This window comes from Brevibacillus reuszeri, assembly GCF_002897295.1.
GTDB classification, from domain to species: Bacteria; Bacillota; Bacilli; order Brevibacillales; family Brevibacillaceae; genus Brevibacillus; species Brevibacillus reuszeri_A.
On sequence record NZ_BEXF01000004.1, the window covers coordinates 22,083 to 41,474 of the forward strand.

General features: G+C 46.0%; 14 protein-coding genes and 2 riboswitches. Of the genes, 7 read left to right on the forward strand and 7 right to left on the reverse strand.

All coding sequences use genetic code 11. The annotated features are described in order from the left end of the window. The first annotated feature begins 149 nt into the window (after positions 1-149). The gene (locus C3B52_RS07760; RefSeq protein WP_235615630.1) at positions 150-1,724 is read left to right on the forward strand and encodes a catalase; all 1,575 of its coding nucleotides are present in this window, start codon (positions 150-152) and stop codon (positions 1,722-1,724) included. A gap of 54 nt (positions 1,725-1,778) precedes the next feature. Here C3B52_RS07760 and C3B52_RS07765 read toward each other — a convergent pair whose 3' ends face one another. Then, on the reverse strand, positions 1,779-2,402 hold the full coding sequence (locus tag C3B52_RS07765; RefSeq protein WP_103105514.1) for a DUF5701 family protein: 624 nt from the start codon (positions 2,400-2,402) through the stop codon (positions 1,779-1,781). Positions 2,403-2,598: 196 nt separating this feature from the next. On the opposite strand from C3B52_RS07765, the gene C3B52_RS07770 reads away from it, so the two are divergent. Both C3B52_RS07770 and htpG read left to right on the forward strand, forming a co-directional pair. Beyond that, positions 2,599-3,309, forward strand: coding sequence for a MerR family DNA-binding transcriptional regulator (locus C3B52_RS07770; RefSeq protein ID WP_103105515.1), 711 nt, complete (start codon positions 2,599-2,601; stop codon positions 3,307-3,309). Positions 3,310-3,444: 135 nt separating this feature from the next. Beyond that, positions 3,445-5,325: a molecular chaperone HtpG gene (gene htpG, locus C3B52_RS07775; protein ID WP_103105516.1), complete on the forward strand. Its 1,881-nt coding sequence runs from the start codon at positions 3,445-3,447 to the stop codon at positions 5,323-5,325. A 60-nt stretch (positions 5,326-5,385) separates the two neighbouring features. Here the strand turns inward: htpG and C3B52_RS07780 are convergent, their stop codons facing one another. Further along, complete coding sequence (locus C3B52_RS07780; protein WP_103105517.1) at positions 5,386-6,123, reverse strand: cyclase family protein; 738 nt, start codon at positions 6,121-6,123, stop codon at positions 5,386-5,388. Positions 6,124-6,314: 191 nt separating this feature from the next. Between C3B52_RS07780 and C3B52_RS07785 the strand changes: the two genes are divergently transcribed. Next, positions 6,315-7,091 (forward strand): hypothetical protein, encoded by a 777-nt coding sequence (locus C3B52_RS07785; RefSeq protein ID WP_103105518.1) that lies wholly within the window; start codon positions 6,315-6,317, stop codon positions 7,089-7,091. A gap of 64 nt (positions 7,092-7,155) precedes the next feature. Here the strand turns inward: C3B52_RS07785 and C3B52_RS07790 are convergent, their stop codons facing one another. Further along, positions 7,156-9,243 carry a 5'-nucleotidase C-terminal domain-containing protein gene (locus C3B52_RS07790; RefSeq protein ID WP_235615631.1) on the reverse strand — a complete coding sequence of 696 codons (2,088 nt, stop codon included), beginning with the start codon at positions 9,241-9,243 and terminating at the stop codon, positions 7,156-7,158. A gap of 176 nt (positions 9,244-9,419) precedes the next feature. On the opposite strand from C3B52_RS07790, the gene C3B52_RS07795 reads away from it, so the two are divergent. Together C3B52_RS07795 and C3B52_RS07800 are read left to right on the forward strand one after the other, a co-directional pair. After that, positions 9,420-10,568, forward strand: a complete 1,149-nt coding sequence (locus C3B52_RS07795) for a PstS family phosphate ABC transporter substrate-binding protein (protein ID WP_103105845.1) — start codon at positions 9,420-9,422, stop codon at positions 10,566-10,568. A 144-nt stretch (positions 10,569-10,712) separates the two neighbouring features. Continuing rightward, complete coding sequence (locus C3B52_RS07800) at positions 10,713-11,483, forward strand: UPF0489 family protein (protein ID WP_103105519.1); 771 nt, start codon at positions 10,713-10,715, stop codon at positions 11,481-11,483. A gap of 6 nt (positions 11,484-11,489) precedes the next feature. Here C3B52_RS07800 and C3B52_RS07805 read toward each other — a convergent pair whose 3' ends face one another. From C3B52_RS07805 to C3B52_RS07820, 4 genes are all read right to left on the reverse strand, one after another. Next, positions 11,490-12,368: a DMT family transporter gene (locus tag C3B52_RS07805; RefSeq protein WP_103105520.1), complete on the reverse strand. Its 879-nt coding sequence runs from the start codon at positions 12,366-12,368 to the stop codon at positions 11,490-11,492. Between the two features lie 206 nt (positions 12,369-12,574). Further along, positions 12,575-13,966: an amino acid permease gene (locus C3B52_RS07810; RefSeq protein WP_103105521.1), complete on the reverse strand. Its 1,392-nt coding sequence runs from the start codon at positions 13,964-13,966 to the stop codon at positions 12,575-12,577. 360 nt (positions 13,967-14,326) lie between these two features. Beyond that, positions 14,327-14,387: riboswitch (glycine riboswitch) on the reverse strand. A 2-nt stretch (positions 14,388-14,389) separates the two neighbouring features. Beyond that, positions 14,390-14,488: riboswitch (glycine riboswitch) on the reverse strand. Positions 14,489-14,685: 197 nt separating this feature from the next. Further along, positions 14,686-16,515 (reverse strand): adenine deaminase, encoded by a 1,830-nt coding sequence (locus C3B52_RS07815; RefSeq protein ID WP_103105522.1) that lies wholly within the window; start codon positions 16,513-16,515, stop codon positions 14,686-14,688. Between the two features lie 82 nt (positions 16,516-16,597). Beyond that, the gene (locus tag C3B52_RS07820; RefSeq protein ID WP_103105523.1) at positions 16,598-17,500 is read right to left on the reverse strand and encodes a LysR family transcriptional regulator; all 903 of its coding nucleotides are present in this window, start codon (positions 17,498-17,500) and stop codon (positions 16,598-16,600) included. Between the two features lie 253 nt (positions 17,501-17,753). On the opposite strand from C3B52_RS07820, the gene C3B52_RS07825 reads away from it, so the two are divergent. Next, on the forward strand, positions 17,754-19,367 hold the full coding sequence (locus C3B52_RS07825) for an ABC transporter substrate-binding protein (RefSeq protein WP_103105524.1): 1,614 nt from the start codon (positions 17,754-17,756) through the stop codon (positions 19,365-19,367). Positions 19,368-19,392 lie beyond the last annotated feature (25 nt).

The following is a 19,392-nucleotide window of genomic DNA, read 5'->3' on the forward strand; positions in this document are numbered from 1 at the left end:
CACATGATAGGACCCGAAAACCCGTTGGCATGCCAATGGGTTTTTGCCTTTTGGAAATGAAATTGAACCAGAATATTTATCCAATCGTAGCGGCAAAATATGGCTTGTAAATGCAAATGTTCAACTACATCGATTCAGGAGGGCTACAGGTGACGAAGGAATCGCAAGACAACCATATTTTGACGAATCGGCAAGGGCATCCCATCACGAATAATCAAAACATCAGAACCGTCGGCAATCGCGGTCCGGGTACATTGGAAAATTACGATTTCATCGAAAAAATCAGCCACTTTGATCGCGAGCGGATTCCCGAGCGTGTTGTTCATGCCCGTGGTGCTGGGGCGCACGGCTATTTCGAGGCGTATGGAGCTGTAGGTAACGAACCGGTGTCCAAATATACACGGGCGAAGCTGTTTCAGGAAAAGGGCAAGCAAACCCCGGTATTCGTCCGCTTTTCTTCAGTTATACATGGAGGTCATTCTCCGGAAACCTTGCGCGATCCACGTGGCTTTGCCGTCAAATTTTATACAGAAGACGGAAACTGGGACTTGGTCGGCAATAACCTGAAGATTTTCTTTATCCGCGATGCAATGAAATTCCCGGATATGGTCCATGCCTTTAAACCAGACCCAGTGACAAACATTCAAGATGGCGAGCGCTTCTTTGATTTTTGTGCCAGCTCCCCCGAAACCTTTCACATGGTGACCTTTGTATATTCGCCTTGGGGGATTCCTGCGAACTATCGGATGATGCAGGGCTCAGGCGTGAATACATACAAATGGGTAAACAGCGAGGGAGAAGCGGTCCTCGTGAAATACCATTGGGAGCCGAAGCAAGGTATCAAAAACTTAACGCAAAAAGAAGCGAGTGAAATTCAGGCGACGAATTTTAATCATGCCACACAAGATTTATACCAAGCGATTGAGCGTGGTGAATATCCCGAATGGGAGCTGCTCGTCCAAATTATGAGCGATGGAGAGCATCCTGAGCTCGACTTTGATCCACTCGACGATACAAAGCTATGGCCAGAGGATCAATTCCCGTGGCTGCCAGTCGGGAAAATGGTGCTGAACCGAAATCCGGAAGACTATTTTACAGAGGTGGAGCAGGTCGCATTCGGTACGGGAGTCCTGGTAGACGGTCTTGACTTCTCAGATGACAAAATGCTGCAAGGCCGGACGTTTTCTTATTCCGATACACAGCGCTACCGCGTAGGTCCGAACTATTTGCAGCTCCCGATCAATGCCCCGAAAAAACAGGTGGCGACGAATCAGCGAGGCGGTCAAATGCAATACACAGTCGACCTCGCACCAGGGCAAAACCCGCATATCAATTATGAACCGTCCATTTTGGGTGGGCTAAAGGAAGCGACCCAGCCTGGAAAAGAATACACCCCGTTCATTGAGGGTGAGCTGGTTCGCGCATCGATCGATAGGCAAAGCAACACGAAGCAAGCGGGTGAAACCTACCGCAAATTCGAGGCTTGGGAAAAAGACGATCTGATCTCCAATCTGGTTGCTGATCTCGCTTCCTGTGACGAGCGGATTCAAAAGAAAATGATCGCACTCGCAGAGGAAGCCGACGAGGAGTATGGAAGACGACTACGAGAAGGCTTGGAAAAAGCGATAAAGAGCGGCTCCAGCCAAAAGCCGCTTGGGAACCGTGGCGGAGATAAAGCGCCACAGGAGGCTGTACAGAAGGGGCATGAAGCAGAGCCTTATTAAGCAAATAGGTAGCAGCCAGGAGGAACAAGGGCAGTCCTCGTGGCTGCTTTTTATTTATCCGAAGCGGTACTGACAAGATGCCGAACCCAGCCACGTGTGAGGATTGCCTGCCCAACACCAGCCAAGCTTCGGCTTGCCTTCACTGATCCATAAAGCAGTCACCCTCTTATCACCACAGCGAGAGGCGAGCAAGGAAAAACCGTTATTTTTCTTTACTACCTCGGGAAAATGGGTGATCAGGGCAACTCCTTCTTCGATTGTTAACGGAGAGCGATTTTCGTTTTTGATCATCTCCATCGCTTGTATTGGGGTGACATTTAGCGTTTCTTGTCCTGTATCAATATCGACGAGCAAATAGGCGAACCCTTCTGGCAGTTCAATTCCTTCGATTGGTGTAAAACGGTTGAGTTCCTCAGAGGCCATGATGCTAAACCCGGCTTTATTTTTCCTCTCGACTAGCTGCATCGCCCGTTCCGCGTCGATCCACTCACGTTTGATAACAATGACAAACGGAACCTCCCCTTTTTGTGCGGATACCCCGATATGCTCCAGCTCCACAATCTTTTGGCGGAGAGGTTCAAGCTGTTTTCGGAAGTCCTCTTCACTCTTGTCCGTAATACTGGGATAGCCTTTTTGAATGAGATTGCTGATTTGACGCTCAAACTCTTGCTGTAACATACGGCAGGTACCTCCTTCAATTCCCGTTATGCTCTTTTTCTGTAGCTTTGTTGCGAATACGACTTTATCTTACAACAGTGAAGCGAATTGGAAGCTTTGATGATTGAAAGTGTTTAATTAAAGCGCTTATACTACCAATAACCTTATAATCTTACTTTAATCTTTTGTAGATACGTGCACGAGGTGATCACGATTGATGAGACCAATCGATATCGCAAGGAGACTTGGGCTGAGCACGAGCACCTTACGCAATTATGAGCGACAAGGACTGGTTCCACCAAGTCAGCGCTCGTCAACTGGCTATCGGATGTATACACAAGAACATCTCGCTTATTTCGAATGCATCGAGGCAATGTCTCCAGGCTTCGGGATGGAAATAACGGCACAGGTTGTTCGAGGGCTGCAAGCAAAACAGGTGGATTCAGTCCTCTGGATGGTTACGAAATCACAAGCGGATTTGTACCGTGATCGACAGTTAGCTGAGAAAAATATTCAGATGCTGGAAAGCCAAGAAAAGGAGACGAGCAGCAGGGAGGAGAGGACAGAGCTAGAGTGGATGACGATCGGTGAGGCTTCGGCAGAGACCTCGATACCCGCCTCAACCATACGGCACTGGGAAAAGATAGGGCTGATCACATTGGAGCGTGACCCGCAAAATGGCTATCGCAGGATCAATCGTTCTCAGCTGCGTAAAATTTCACTTTTGCGCACATTACGTTCGGCTGTTTATTCGGATACAGTTGTCCAGCTCAAACAGGCTATCGCAGAGCTGAATCATGAAGATGTAGCCCACGCGAGAAAAATTGCCCAACAGACAGCACAATATTTGGACAAGATGAATCAAAAACAGCTGCGTGGCATGTACTATTTGTATGCCTTGTGCCGATCCCTTCAGTTGTTAGAGTAAAGACACATATTGACAGAAAAATGGAAGACTGCTATAAAAAATAATGAATAGCACTCTCGGGGTGAGAGTGCTAACATAAGCCTATGACCATAAAACAAACTCTTTTATGACGTAGCTGAGAAGGGAGCAATTCGAATGGAAAAGAAGCAGTTTCAAGCAGAATCTACCCGACTATTGGATATGATGATCAACTCCATCTATACGCAAAAAGAAATCTTTCTCCGTGAGCTCATTTCCAATGCTAGTGATGCGATTGACAAGATTTACTACAAGGCCTTGACTGATGAGAGCTTGGTTTTTGATAAAGAAAAGTATTTCATCAAGGTGAGTGTGGACAAGGAAAACCGGACGCTGACGATTCGCGACACCGGGATCGGTATGACAAAAGACGAGCTGGAAAATCACCTCGGTGTGATTGCCAAGAGCGGCTCTTTGTCGTTCAAAAAAGAGAATGAATCCAAAGATGGCTACAACATCATTGGTCAATTCGGCGTGGGCTTTTACTCAGCTTTTATGGTTGCCGATGTTGTTACCGTAATCAGTAAAGCACTTGGCAGCGACAGTGCCTACAAGTGGGAGTCGAGCGGAGCAGACGGCTACACGATTGAACCATGGGAAAGTGATTTTGTCGGTACAGAAATCACACTGAAAATCAAAGAGAATGCTGAAGAAGAAAGCTACGACGAGTATCTGGATGAATACCGCCTCAAAGCGATTATTAGAAAATACTCTGACTTCATCCGTTACCCGATTAAAATGGATGTTGTGCAAAAGCGACCAGTCGAAGGCAGCGAGAACGAATTTGAAGAGTATGTAGAAGAACAAAACGTCAACAGCATGGTTCCGATCTGGCGTAAAAACAAGAGCGAGCTGACGGATGAAGACTACGAGCAATTCTACACCAGCAAGCACTATGGCTTCGACAAGCCGCTGAAGCATATCCATATCAGCGCGGATGGAGCAGCGGTCTATCAGGCAATCCTCTACATTCCGGAGAACATTCCATTTGACTACTATTCCAAGGAGTTTGAAAAAGGTCTGGAGCTGTATGCCAATGGCGTGCTGATCATGAACAAATGCGCCGATCTGCTCCCGGACTATTTCAGCTTTGTCAAAGGGATGGTAGATTCGGAGAGCTTGTCTCTGAATATTTCCAGAGAGATGCTCCAGCATGACCGTCAATTGAAGCTGATCGCAAAAAACATCGCCAGCAAAATCAAGAGCCAGCTGCAAAGCATGCTGAAAAATGAACGCGAGAAGTACGAGCAATTCTACAAAGCATTTGGACGCCAACTGAAATTCGGAATCTACAGCGATTTCGGAGCGCACAAGGACGTCCTGCAAGACCTGATCATGTTCTACTCTTCGAAAGAAAAAGCACTGGTCACGCTGGATGAGTACGTATCCCGTATGCCAGAGGATCAGAAATACATCTACTACGCATCTGGAGAGTCGATCGAACGCATCGAGAAGCTGCCGCAAACTGAGCTTGTTGCGGATAAAGGCTACGAGATTTTGTACTTCACAGAGGACATCGACGAATTCGCGATCAAAATGATCATGAACTACAAAGAAAAAGAGTTCAGATCTGTATCCAGCAGCGATCTTGGAATAGAAGCAGACGAGAACGACAAGGACGCCGATGCAAATAACGAGGACAGCAAAGAGCTATTTGACTACATGGCGAGCCAGCTGTCTGGCAAAGTAACCAAGGTCAAAGCATCCAAGCGCCTAAAGTCACATCCGGTATGCTTGTCCACCGAGGGTGAAGTCACGATTGAGATGGAAAAAATCTTGAACGCGATGCCAAATAACCCGAACGTAAAGGCTGATAAGGTGCTTGAGATCAATATTCATCACGATGTATTCCAGTCGTTGAAGGACGCCTATGCTAACGACAAGGAAAAGCTCAAACTGTACACGAATCTGTTGTACAGTCAGGCGCTCTTGATCGAAGGCTTGCCACTGCAAGACCCGGTTGAGTTTACCAACGATATTTGTAAAATCATGGTGTAAAAGCGATAGAAAACACGCCTGCGAGGAAGCGGGCGTGTTTTTTCGTGTTGTACGCTAATTCTATGGCAAAATTGCAAAGGACCGCGCAGGAAACCCGGATGCTTTTTCCGGCTTGGGAACGATATTAAAAATAATGGCTCCTTTTGCCGGGACTTTGTCCAAATTTTTCAACAGCTCCACCTGGTATGTATCTTGCTCCAGTACGTAATACTCGCCAAGCAATGCTCCATTTTTCAAATAGTCGATGCTCGCGTCCGTATCAAACGTCTCATGACCAACCGCTTTGATTTTTCTTTCCTGGAATAAAAACTGGAGGGCTTCAAGCGACCAGCCAGGCGCATGGTTATTGCCATCAGCGTCTTTGTTGTTGAAGGCTTCTTTATCCGGCCAGCGTTTACTCCAGTCTGTACGCAGGGCTACAAACGTTCCTTCCTCGATCTTGCCGTGCTCATCCTCGAATTTCAGAATATCGTCCACGCTGATGGAATAATCGTGATTCGCTTCGGCTTCTTTAGATTTATCGATCACAACGAGTGGCAGCACAAGCTCTTTCAAATCCAGTTCATCCAAAAACCGTTTGTTCCGCACAAAATGAATCGGAGCATCTAAATGAGTGCCATACTGCCCCGCAAATGAAAAGCGTTGAGCAAAAAAGCCGTCATCATGATTAAACAACGTCGTAAATTCAGCATCAGCAAATGCGGCAAAATGAGGAGATTCCGGACCAAATGTATGTGTCAGGTCCACCCACTCTTTTTCTTTCAATAATTGGAATGCTCTGATTAATTCGTTTGCCATAAGCTCACCTCATCCTCGTTCCTTGTAAGATTGCTCGAAAGTGATTCACATGCTCGTTACCATTATCTTACACGCTTTTATATCCGAGTATCAAGGTGTGAATTTAGAAAGTATCGGAAAAATATTATGTAAATATGTGGCAAATGGTCATCGGAATACGTCTTAGTAAGAGAATGTACGGAGGTGAACGAATGAAATCTGCTCTCATTTCATTGACGCTCATGTTTTTAGTAGAGGGGACAGCTTACGCGGAGGAGCCGCAGCAGAAACCCCGAAAAGTGCCAATGCTAATCCAGCTTACGGAAAACTGTATCAGTAAGATAGAGGAATATGATTACGAGCTAAAATGGAATGACATCAGGTATATGTGGAACCGGGAATCAGACACGAGTGAGCTTGAGAAAGGAAAAAAAATCGCTGAGGTATCACTTAAACTGGGTGGTAATGTCTGCCCCGGATATCGAATCCAAAATGGTGATGCGACTTGGGCAGAAATTGGAACTCCAATCTCTCAAGTGAAAGGCTACGATGAAAGGTTCCGCCTCTTTGTTGGCGATGATCTATACGAAGCCATGGATGGTCCAGATGCAAAAACGATGGGAGATTTATTCGATGTGGCTGGAAAAGTAAAAAAGGTGACGTTGGAGTATACAAAAGAAAGTCAGGATGCTCCTTATGACTATGATCGCTATTCGGTTGAATTCTCGGAACAGGACAGTGTTCAATTTGCTGAAAGCTTTGTGAACCTGGACTATGTTCCCTTTGAAGAGATGTATAAGAAGCAATCGAGGAATCGTGAATCAGATTATCTTGTCCGTTTTTATCTTCATGACAACTCCAGCTTTTCCGTTTTGTACTGGCTCGATGAGAATGCTTTTTCACGAGGGTATGGGAATGACATGATAAAAAGAATCGTTGAGAATTATGCAGATAAGTTTCAAAAAGTCGAAAGTGACTCCGAGCTATAAAAAAAGCATCCCGTTATCACAACCTGATGTGAAAACGGGATACCCACGAAACGAGCAGCTGCGGTTATTTTGCTTGAATAATCCCTTGCTGCATAAGCTCGTTTACATTCAAGGATTTTGCATAAGGCACTTCAATCTTGCCATTGTTCACGAGCTTGATTACTTCATCCCGGTATGGACTGCTGAGGTCGATTCCGATGATTTCCCAGTTGTTGTCGACCTCTGGGGAGACTACCTTTTGCTCCTGGATGTATTCAACCAAATAGTCGCGAATGCTGCGCGGAGATTCCCAGTCGCGATTTGCGCTCACGAGCTTGAGAGCCTTAAGTCCACTACTGTAGCGATAGTTGTTGACAGCGAGCTTCAGCTCTTCGGTATCAGACAAAGGTTTGCCTTTGTACATGACATCAACGATGCGCTCTCCGGCAGGCTTGGACAGATCAATTTTATAATCTACACCTGCAAACATGTCATACAGGTAGCCCGGTACATCCGGATTGAAGCTGATGGAAATATCGCCTTCCTTCCACTGGTTGTAGTGGCTAGCAGACCATTCCATGTACGCCTTCAGTTCTTTGCCGGTTACTTTTACGGTATACAGGGTGTTGTCGAATTTGTAGATATCGAAAATGTTGGCGTAGGTGATATCGCCTTTTTTCAGGTTGGATGTATCTTTGAACAACGCCGCAGCAGAAACATCTGCGCCAGTTGCTTTTAGCTGTACTTTATTGATGAGGTCGACTACCGCTGTATCTTTCAGCTTGCCCTCAGGAATTCCGTTGATCTCATTTTCAGGCTGGAAATCTGCGCTTGCTTGTCCAAAAAGACCGCCACTTCCGCCTGCCTCACCAGCGCCGCCGCCACCAGCAATGAACGAAATCGTTGCTTCATGGGCGTCTTTGATGATATCTCTGATTTTTTGATCAGGCTCGTAGCCCGTCATATCGATGACTTCTACCTTGCGATCTGTGACAGTTGCTTTGTCAGCTTCTTTTTTCACTGTCAGATCAAAGCGAACGATATCGCGTCCCAGATTGCGAGGACCGCCAACAACAGTTTGTCCCACTTGGTCTTTTACGATAATGTGCATGTGTCCTACGAGCAGGGCATCGAGATCAGGAACCATTTCGATGATTTTGGCTGCCGCATCAGATCCGCCGTCTTCGTCAAACTCGGCAATCATGCCAGAGTGGGCGCTTGCGATCAGTACGTCTACCTTTTCAACTTCCCGCAGCTCTTTCGCATACTTCTTTACAGTTTCACCCATGTGCTGGAAGGAAAGGCTGTCTACCTTTTCACCGTCCCAGCGCGGAACGTTCGGTGTCGTTACGCCAATAATCCCGACTTTGATTCCATCTACAACGGCGATTGTGTATGGTTTAACAAAAGACTTTCCATCCTTGGTCGAGATATTTGCGCCGAGGACAGGGAATTTTACTTCTTTTTCGATTCGCTTGATCAAGTCGAGACCAAAATTGAATTCATGATTTCCTAAGGTCATGGCATCATAGTTCATAGCATTCATGGCTACCGAAACAGGGTGCGTAACCTCAGGTTTTTTCCGATAAATATCATCTGTCAAAATATTGCCTTGGTAAGTATCGCCATTGTCGATAAGAAGTACATGTGGATTGGATTTCTTTACTTCATTTACATAGGTTGCGATTCTAGCAAGACCATTGTTTGAGGTCTCTTTTCCATCCTCATAAACATAGCCGTACAGGTTGCCGTGAACATCAGATGTACCGAGAATCGTGATGGTGGTTGTGTCTGCTCCTGCTTCTGTTGTAGCGGCTGGAGCAGGTGCGACCGGTGCAGGCGCCACAGGTGGCTTGGTTGCCGGTACGATAGGTGCTGCTGGCTTTGAAGTATTTGCTGTTTGCGTCGTCGGTGCTTGTTTTGCCGCAGGAACTACTGCTGCCACAGTCCCCTCAGGCAATTGAAGGACTTGTCCGATACGCAGGAAGTTCACATCAGGTAGTTGATTAACCTCTTGCATGGCAGCTACAGTCGTTCCGTGATTTCTTGAGATGCGCCACAGGGTATCCCCTTTTTTCACCGTATAGGTTTGGGCGGCAGCCATACTCGCAAAGAGCGTAGTGAATAGCAGGAAAAACGATAAGAGCAGTGTAACGTGTTTTCTTTGCCTCATGAAGTCCTCCTAAAGTGAGTAATTTGGTTACCTTTCCCATTATAAAGAAAAATAAGTATCAGACGAGTAAAAGTAATAAAAAGATAACGAAATATTTATAATAACAACCCAAAAAATGGAAATATAACAAAGTGGGGCTGAGCATCGTGAAAGTAAACTGGCTAGAAAAAATACTGATGTGTATTATTTTGCTCTTTTTCCTTGGGCTCATGGGGTTCGTAGCCATGATATTCTCGTTATTTTCTGAGGATACGAAGTTCTACACGCTATTTGTCATAGTCGCAACGAGTGTGCTTGCTATATTTATCATCTGGCGAATTTTCATCCCGGTCCGCGCGCGGATATTTAATCGCTCGCTCATTGCTTTTTTCTCTCTAGCAGCACTTACTGTAGGGGGATACGAGATCAAGGAAGCCTATGTAAACAGCATTCCGACCGTAAGCGAGCAGGATTTTGTTTTGGATGAATACCAGCCATACCGTGAGAATACAAAGGCAGCGAAGCTGGACGAGTCGTCAACGCTCAAGCTAGAGGGAGATCTGCCGAAAATGGACGGAGCGACTGCGCTGTACCCCTTGTACGCAGCCTTTGCCCAGGCGGTTTATCCGAAGAAGCAGTACAACCAATTCGATAGTGAGGTTATGGCGAGTACTACTCCAGAGGCCTATAAAAATTTGATGGACGGAAGCGTAGATATCATCTTTGCCGCGGGACCGTCAGAGCAGCAGCTGGAAGAAGCGAAAAGCAAAGGCGTGGAGCTGAAGCTGACCCCGATCGGACGTGAGGCATTCGTATTTTTTGTCAACGCTTCAAATCCGGTAAAGGGACTGTCGATGGAGCAAATCCAAAGTATTTATGAAGGGAAGATTACAAACTGGCAGGAGGTAGGCGGCCAAAATGAAAACATTCGTGCCTTCCAACGCCCAGAAAATAGTGGCAGCCAGACGATGCTGGAAAAAATCATGGTAAATAAAAAGATCATGACGCCGCCTAAGGACGATGTGGTGGGAGGAATGGGGGGAATTATTGATAGAACTGCCAACTATAAAAATTACGACAATGCAATCGGGTATTCATTCTTGTTTTTCGCTACAGAAATGGTGAACAACGGGAATATCCGGCTGCTTGAAGTGAACGGAATCAAGCCAGAAAAAAGGGCAATCGTGAGTAAAGAGTATCCTTTCGCAGCGGAATTTTATGCGGTGACAGCGGGCAGTAAAAACCCGAATGTCCCACGCTTGATCGAGTGGATATTGTCCGAGCAGGGACAGTCTCTCGTAGAAAAGACTGGATATACACCTGTTGCCGCAACGAATACGAACTAGTGAACAGAAGAAAGCGAGAAAAACCAATCTTATTTGATCAGGATTGGTTTTTTTCGTTATTGTAGGCTCTTCAGTGGTGACGGTATGCGTACTTGCTTTACAATGAAAAAAAAAAGAATCGTGTTTATATCGGAGGGTACTGACTTGGAGTGGTTTTACGATTTTGATTGGAAAGTCGCTTTTCCAGAAAAGCGAATCTATCTCATGCGGCAGCATAACTGGGCGTTTGCGGCGTGGGAGATCGAAAGGCTAAAAGGAAATTTGCAGCCAAAGTCATTGCTCGTGCATGTAGATGCTCATTTGGATGATACCCCGGATGGTGTTTTTGTTCCGGGCTTGCATGAGGCACAGAGTGTGGAGCAGCTGATCGCCGTGGCACAAGGACATGACTATGCGAGCGGGCGAGTATGTCCGCCCGACTGTATGCAAATTGATAATTTTATTTGGGCAGCGGTAGCAAGAGACACGATCGGAGAAACGATTTTTGTGTCTCATCAGGATGACGAGGTGCTGTCATTGGATATGCTTCGCCATGATGCCGTCCAAAAACGAAATGAAAACTGCCAAAATATTATTGCCAAGCTGCCAGAGGGCTGTACATACAAGCATCAGCGCTATATGGATGTGCCTTCATTTTTAAGCAGCTGTGACTATCAGAGGTGGAGCACAGAGCAAACGAAGATTCTTGATCTCGATCTTGATTATTTCAATGTGTCCGAAGAGATAGCACCCAAGCTCATGCAAGAAGCACAGATTCGCGACGAACTGCAGGCCTTGCGGAATCTATATCAATGGGATGTGGTTACTGTTGCTCTTTCTCCCGAGTATTGCGGTGGGAAAGAGGAAGCGGCTTATTTGCTGGCATTATTTTTGGAGATGTTCGAGCTAGAGCTTGCAGCAAGCGAGAGGTGGTAGTGCTTCCTAGCTTTTCTCTCCAATCGCCAGAGAGATGAAAATCACGACAAGCGCGGCAATGGAGTTCCATGTTACCTGATCCCCTAAAATGAGCGTTCCGAGCAGGATGCCGAACAGCGGGACCAAATAGTTCGTAAGCGATGCAAATGCGGCGTTCGTGCGCCTGATAAACGTGTTGTAGAGCATGTAGACAATCCCGGCCTGAACCACACCCAAGATCAAGACGTCTATAACCTGCTGCCTGCCCAAGCTCATGTGAAAGGGATCTTCAAAGAGAAAGGCAAGCGGCAACAACAGCACGGAGGCAACAAATAAAACATTGCGCATGGCTAAAGTCGATGAAATGGGTGGCAGGTGCTTCAGTAAAATTAGAGAGAGTGCAAAGCTCATGGATGCTCCAACGAGAGCTAAATAGCCCATTACATTTCCGCTAAAAGAAAGGGAGGAAAGGGTAGGGCCAAACAGCAGGCACAAGCCTCCAAAGCCGCTGAAAATGCTGACCCATTTCCAGGGTGACAGCTTTACGCGTGGTACTGCTATTTTCATGAAAATCAGGGTGAAAATCGGCACCGTGCCAAGCAAAATGGAAGCTGTGCTGCTATTGACGTACTGCTGCCCCCAGCCGATTAAAATGAAAGGAATAACAGCCTCAAGAAGTGCAATCCAAATAAATAAGCTCCACACTTTTCGACCAAGGCCAGCTGACCGTTTTTCTTTATTTCCATTGAACATATAGAGGACAGCAAGGGTGACAGTGCCAAGAATGGCTTTGTACGCGGCGAGCGTAATTGGCGTGATAGAGCCGATGACCAAATCGACAAAGAAAAACTGCGATCCCCAGATGATGCCGATACCAAGCAGGAGCAAGTAGTTGATTGTATTCATAAGAAAGATCCTCGCTTTTTAGTGGTGGTTTGCAAATGTATCAAAGCTTTTCACAGGCGCCTTGACATCATCGTAAGTCGAGTGGGCTCTATCATCAATGTAGAAAAAGACTAATTGTACCGGTACAGAAATTTAGAAGGAGGGCTTTCAAACAAAAAAATCCCGCTTTCACCATTTCAAGTGAAAGCGGGATGCTTGCGTTTTTACTAGCTAACAGATTTGTTATCTGCTACGTCACCATGATTGATTTGATCAGCATTTGGCTTGCGCATTTTGTAAATCGCTACCAGCATAATAAACCATACCGGAGTGACGAACAGTGCCACACGCGTGTCTTCTGCCAGTGCCAGAACGACGAGAATAAACGCGAGGAAAGCAAGAATCAAGTAGTTGGCGAAAGGATACAGAGGCAGCTTGAACTTGTTTACTGCCGCCAGATCCGGTCTTGTTTTCCGGTATTTCAGGTGACAGATGACGGTAATTCCCCAGATAAATAGGAAACAAACCGTCGATACGCTTGTGATGAGGGTAAATACGCCCTCAGGCATGACATAGTTCAATATGACAGAAATCAGGATGACAATCGTGGAAAAGAACAGTGCATTGGAAGGTACTTTTCCTGCTGTCAGCTTAGTAAATGGGACAGGTGCATTTTTCTCTTTCGCAAGCGAGTAAACCATCCGGCTTGTACTAAAGATGGCGCTGTTACATGCCGAAGCTGCCGATGTGAGCACGACGAAGTTGACGATTCCAGCAGCTGCAGCGATACCGATCACTGCGAATACTTGGACAAATGGACTTTCTGTTGGAACGATAGCACTCCATGGATAAATACTCATGATGACGATCAGCGCCCCGATGTAGAAAATTAGGATGCGGATCGGAATGTTGTTGATTGCTTTCGGAATTACTTTTTCAGGGTCCTTGGTTTCCCCGGCGGTCAGACCGACGAGCTCAATCCCAACGAAAGCAAACACGACCATCTGGAATGAGAGTAGGAAGCCGTTTATCCCATTCGGGAACATACCTCCGTGGCTCCAGAGATTGGAGAAGCTCGATGGGCCTGAATTAGTAGAGAACCCTTTGATAATCATGAAGAGTCCAATCACAATCAAACCGAGAATCGCAATAACCTTGATTAACGCGAACCAGAATTCCATTTCACCAAAAAGCTTGACCGTTGCTAGATTCATGATGAGCAAAACAACAAGTGCGATTAATCCAGGCATCCACTGTGGTACTTCCGGGAACCAGTATTGCGTATAGAGTCCAACAGCGGTCAAGTCAGCCATGGCAATCGATATCCAGCAAAACCAATACGTCCAGCCAGTGACGAATGCTGCCATATTGCCCAAGTAGTCTTTTACAAAATCAACGAAAGAATGGTAGTTCAAATTCGATAGAAGCAGCTCTCCTAGAGCGCGCATGATTAAAAAACAAATAATCCCTGTGATTAGGTAGGCAAATAAAATAGAGGGCCCAGCCAAATGAATGGATTTACCTGCGCCGAGAAATAATCCGGTACCAATAGCTCCACCAATCGCGATTAATTGTACGTGTCTGTTTTTCAGACCTCTTTCTAGTGTTTGTTCTTGCATATGATCCCCCACTTTCTCGTTTGTGTAAGCAGTTTGCAATTAAGATGATTTTATATATGTTAATAATAAATATAAATCAGTGAATTGCAAATTAAATTTCCAATAAAAGTTATTTTTCTGTCTAATTTTTATTGGAAAAAACGCTTACAAATTTGAATATAACAAAAATTTAGTTTAATAAGAAATGACTTAGTCCCTGATTTGCTCGGGTCTTTTGATGCGAATGAAACGTGTAACCCCCCTTCTGTTTAAGTGATTCCTATCTTTCGCTGATGATACTTTCATCCGTTATCGCGTTATCGTAAGTGAAGTTTATGAAATTACAAAAAAAGGCAGAGAAAAATAGGAGTAGTCCCATTTTCTCTGTCCTTTTACCTGAGAGTATAACTCCTTTGGTGGCCGCGAAGGCTCTCTCCAGAGATGCGTCCTATTGTGGTCCTTTTACCTGAGAGATTTGCCCTATGATCAGGACTTGCTCCTTCGGTGCCGAACATTACGTCCAGTCTCTCCCACAATACTCAACCGCTTATGTTTTTCATATGCGTCCCTTACATATTAATGATTGGAAAGATGAAAGTCAAACGAAAAATTATGAATTAAAAAACTATTTAAAATATATCTTGCTAGATTCATCAGCTATTTATGTAAAACGTAATAAAAAGACAGCAGGGAAATTGAGGCACCTGCTGTCCTTGTATTAGGCGTATTTTATGCATGGCTTATTCAACAAAAAGTGAGACCTTCTCGAAGCCAGCATCCGAGATACGAATCAACCCGGTATCCGAAATGTGGAGGGTAGGGATGACGACGAGAGCGAGCAAGGATAGCGTCATAAACGCGTAATTCATCGTGCAGCCAGCCGAAGCAAGTGCACGGCTGATCGCCATCGATTGCTCCACGACCGTTTCGTAAGGCTCAGTCGACATCAAGCCGGCAAGACGCAGCGGCAGCTCGACCAGGTCGTTGCCGGAAGACGCGACCGCAATTCCTCCCTGCATGCCGATAACAGCATTGGCTGCTCTCGCCATTTGTTCATCGTCGTTTCCGATGACGAGGACATTGTGGCAGTCATGTGCAACCGTCATGGCAATCGCAGCGGGCTGATCGAATCCGACGTTGCCTACGATCCCGATAGCAGAGCCTCCTGTTTTCCCGTGACGCTCAAAAATAGCCATTTTGCACAGGGTGCTCTCAGGAGTAATAGCGAGCAGACCATCCTTCACAGGAACATCGGCGAATATTTCCTCGGTTTCTACATGGTTTTCTCTCACCATCGCGACACGCGTTTTGATCGTTCCGAATTGATTCGGTGTCTGGATGTGGAAGCTGGCAGGAGTAAGCTCAGGGGTGAGCTTTACTGAGTTGATGGCGTAATCGGGATAATGAAAAGCGGCCAGCTCTACCGTCATGGTTCCATTTTCCGCAACGACCTCGCCACGGGCAATGGTCATCACCACATTCACATCCGCTAAATTTCCGTCGAGCAAAATAATGTCCGCAATCGTGCCAGGTGTAACCGAACCGACATCTCTTGCTACACCAAAGCGCTCAGCCGTATTGAGGGTTGCCATCTGGAAGGCAGTTACTGGCTTTACTCCCTGAGAAATGGCATGTCTCACGATAAAATTCATGTGGCCTTCTTCTTTTAACGAATCGCAAATACGGTCATCTGAAACTAGCATCATGCGCCGAGAATCGAGTCCTTGCTCAGTATGCGCTTTGATTGTAGCAGCTACGTCATGCCAGGCAGAACCACGGCGCATTTTTGCGTACATGCCAAGGCGCACGCGATTCGCGACATCTTCCTTTGTCACACACTCATGATCGCCAGAAACACCAGCGGCAGCATAGGCAGACAGACGTGGATCGTTGGACGGCCAGGTATAGTGACCATCTACGACTTTCCCAGCACGCAGAGTAGCTTGAATTTCTCCAATCATTTTCGGATCGCCATAGACGACACCGGGGAAGTTCATGACCTCTCCGAGCGCAATCATGTCTGGTCCCCAGCTCAGTGCTTCTGCCACTTCAGCGGGACCGAATTCTGCTCCGGCTGTCTCAAAGGTCGAATTCGTTGATGGAACACAAGAAGCTACTTGCATATAAGCAGCCATTGGCGTTTGGCGTGCTTCGTCCAGCATGATCCGCAGCCCGGGAAGTCCGAGAACATTTGAAATTTCATGTGCATCAAAAAAACCGCCAGTCGTTCCCAGTGGGAGGACCGCATTGGCAAATTGTGTGACCGACAACATACTGCTTTCAATATGACAGTGCCCGTCCAATAGACCAGGTGCAATGTATTTTCCGTTTGCATCAATCACACGGGTGGAGTCATCGATCATTTCCTCCATATATGGACCGACGTAGGCGATACGGGTGCCAACAACTGCTACGCACATGTCGGGCAATATTTCTCCTGAAACAACATTGACCAAGGTACCATTGCGGATAAAGAGCGTTGCTTTCTTTTCCCCTCTGGAAAAAGTCACAAGGTCGGGAATGCAGTCTGCCAGTGGCGGACGTGAGAAAACAGATGCAGCATTAGTCATCGTATGTAGTCTCCTCTCGAAACGATTTGCGTTATATCATATCGTACATAGGCAAAGAAACATAGTCTAGTCGATGAAAAGGCTATTCCCTCACATAATGCTCTTTCAAATACTCAACAAATCGATCAACGACATTCAAGTGCAAGGAAGCCTTCCGGTAGAGCATCCATGTTTTTCGGGTGATAGCTTGCCCATCTAAAGTGATCAGGTCCGTGCAGTGTAATCCGTCTTCGGGCTTCACAAAGACGCTGGGAACAATGGCGTATCCCAGCTGATTTTTGACCATTTCCGTACAGGTTTCGTAGCTGTCTACTTTCATCGTAATGTTGGGGGGAGCGAAAAATCGTTCGTTCCACCAGCTTTCGATGGTTTGGTGCAGGGAGGAGTACGTATAGTTTTTGTATTTGTGTGCTGCCTTTCGTTCTATTTTGGGAATGATTCGCGGCAATTGAGGCAGTTGATCCAACCGAATGTCTTCATTGGAAATGACGCAGATTCGTTCTTCGTCAATTAGATGTTTTTGGTCAAACCACTTGTAATCTCCTCGTATAATCGCCACATGTATATCTTCACTCAACAACAATTCGAATATTTCTGAACTTAATCCTGAGTCTACGTTAATATCAATTTTCGGATAGAGATGGATAAATTCTTTTAAAAGAGGCGGAAGCTTGTAGCGGCCAAAATAACTGGTGAAGCCTATTCGTAGAGAGCCTTGCACCTCGTTTTGCATGTTGGCGAGATGATCTTTCGTTTTTCGCAGGTCGATCAACAGCTTGTTTGCGTACGTAACCAAATATTCACCTTCGGCAGTGAGCTTGATGCTTTTCCCCCGTTTGGAAATAATCGCAACCCCAAATTCTTTTTCAAGCTGAAGAATCCGATAGGTGAGTGCTGGTTGGGTAATGAAGAGACGTTCTGCTGCACGGGTCAGATTTTGCTCTTCGTAAATGTATTGCAACAATAAACAGTCACGCTCATTCATCTAGTTCCCTCCCTGAAGCCAGCCTTCTATACTCTTTGTTTCGTCAGCGCCCTTCTTTTTCCTCTCGTTCTTCTGATCACGAATAATGATGAAGGAGTATATACCAAAAAATTTTTTTGGAAAAAAGCAAAAAAACTAAAATATACAGCTGGTATGAACGGGTGTATATTTTGAATAGGTGAAATTTTTAGAAATTAAAACCGCCCTGATTAGGTAAAACTTACGTGATGAATGAACAAAAGGGGGAATTGTCATGAGTTCCAAGCGCTACGGAAGGTGGTTTAGTTTTGCAAGTCTAGTAGTGGCTCTCGTTTTTACCGGCTGTAGTCCGCAAGCCCAAAGCCCAATTCCAGAAGCTGCCAAAGAGCAGTCTGCCGCGACAAGCAGTCAAGAACCGCAAAAGGGCGGGATTATTAAAGTTGCCTTTGATTCAGACCCGTCTACGCTTGATTGGATGAGCACCTCTTCAAGTGCAACCAAGCTTGTTGCCTTTCATATGTTCGAACAGTTGTTTTCGCTGGATGAGAGCATGATGGAGAAACCGATGCTGGCAAAAGAGTTCCAACTGAGTGAAGACAGGAAGGTATATAAAATTGTCCTGCGCGATGGGGTCAAATTCCATGATGGGTCAACGATGAGCGCGGATGATGTGGTGGCATCTTTCAAGCGGTGGGGAGAAATGTCGGCCGTCGGCAAGCGTTTATTTAAAAGCATGGAAGCGGTAAAAGCGGTAGACGCTCAAACAGTAGAAATTGCGTTCAAGGAGCCATATGCCCCGCTGATTCGTAATTTGGCTGATCCTACGCAGGCGATGGTAGTCATTCCAGCCAAGATTGCAGAGTCGGCAGGCACGGCTCCGTTGAAAGGTGAACACCTCATCGGCACAGGTCCCTATCGCTTGGATAGCTGGAAGAGGGGCCAACGAATTACATTGAAACGTTTTGACGAGTACGCAGCCAGAGAAGAAGACTGGGGCGGTCTGAGTGGGAAAAAGGTCGCTTACGCAGATGAGGTTCGCTTTGATATGGTGCCGGATGCTCAAGTACGGATCGACGGAGTACGAACTGGTCAATATGACTTTGCACTGAGAATTCCACAAGATTTGTATTCACAGCTCAAAGATTCGACAGAGCTAACGACACGAGTATCTAAGCCAGATAGCTGGATGGCTGTTATTCCAGACAAATCGGAGCCCCCTTTTAATGACATCCGCATGCGCCAAGCCATTCAATATGCGCTGGATAAGGAAAAAATCGCGATTGCAACGTACGGAAATTTTTATGAGATGGATGGTGCGATCTTCTTCCCGGATCAGCAAAGCTTGTACACCAAAGAAGGAACAGACGCTTATCTTTCCTACAACCCGGAAAAGGCCAAGGAACTGCTGAAGGAAGCGGGATATAAGGGAGAGCCGGTGCGGTTGATTGCAACAAGCAGCTACGACGACCATTTCAAGACAGCTCAAGTGGTTGCAGCACAGCTCCAGGATGTTGGCTTGACGATTGATTTGCAAATTTATGAATGGGCGACGCTGCTCGAGAAGGAGAAAAATACAGCCAACTTTGATTTGGAGATCCAAGGATTTTCACCTAAATACGATCCAACCACAATTCCTTGGTTTTATCCGCAGTTTCCAGGCAAATATGAAAGCCCCAAAATCATGGCGCTGTTAGATGAGTGGTCAAAATCAAGCAATGAGGAAGAGCAAAAAAAGCTGCTCGGGGATTTCAACAAGACCATGTATGAGGAATTACCAGTCATCAAAATTGCCAATGAAGTCGGCATGAGTGTTATCGGAGCAAAGCTGGACGGTTTTGGCGAGCGAAAAAACGTAACATTCTGGAACACGTGGCTGAAAGCGAAGTAAGAAACGGCGGAGAGGAGGGAAGCAA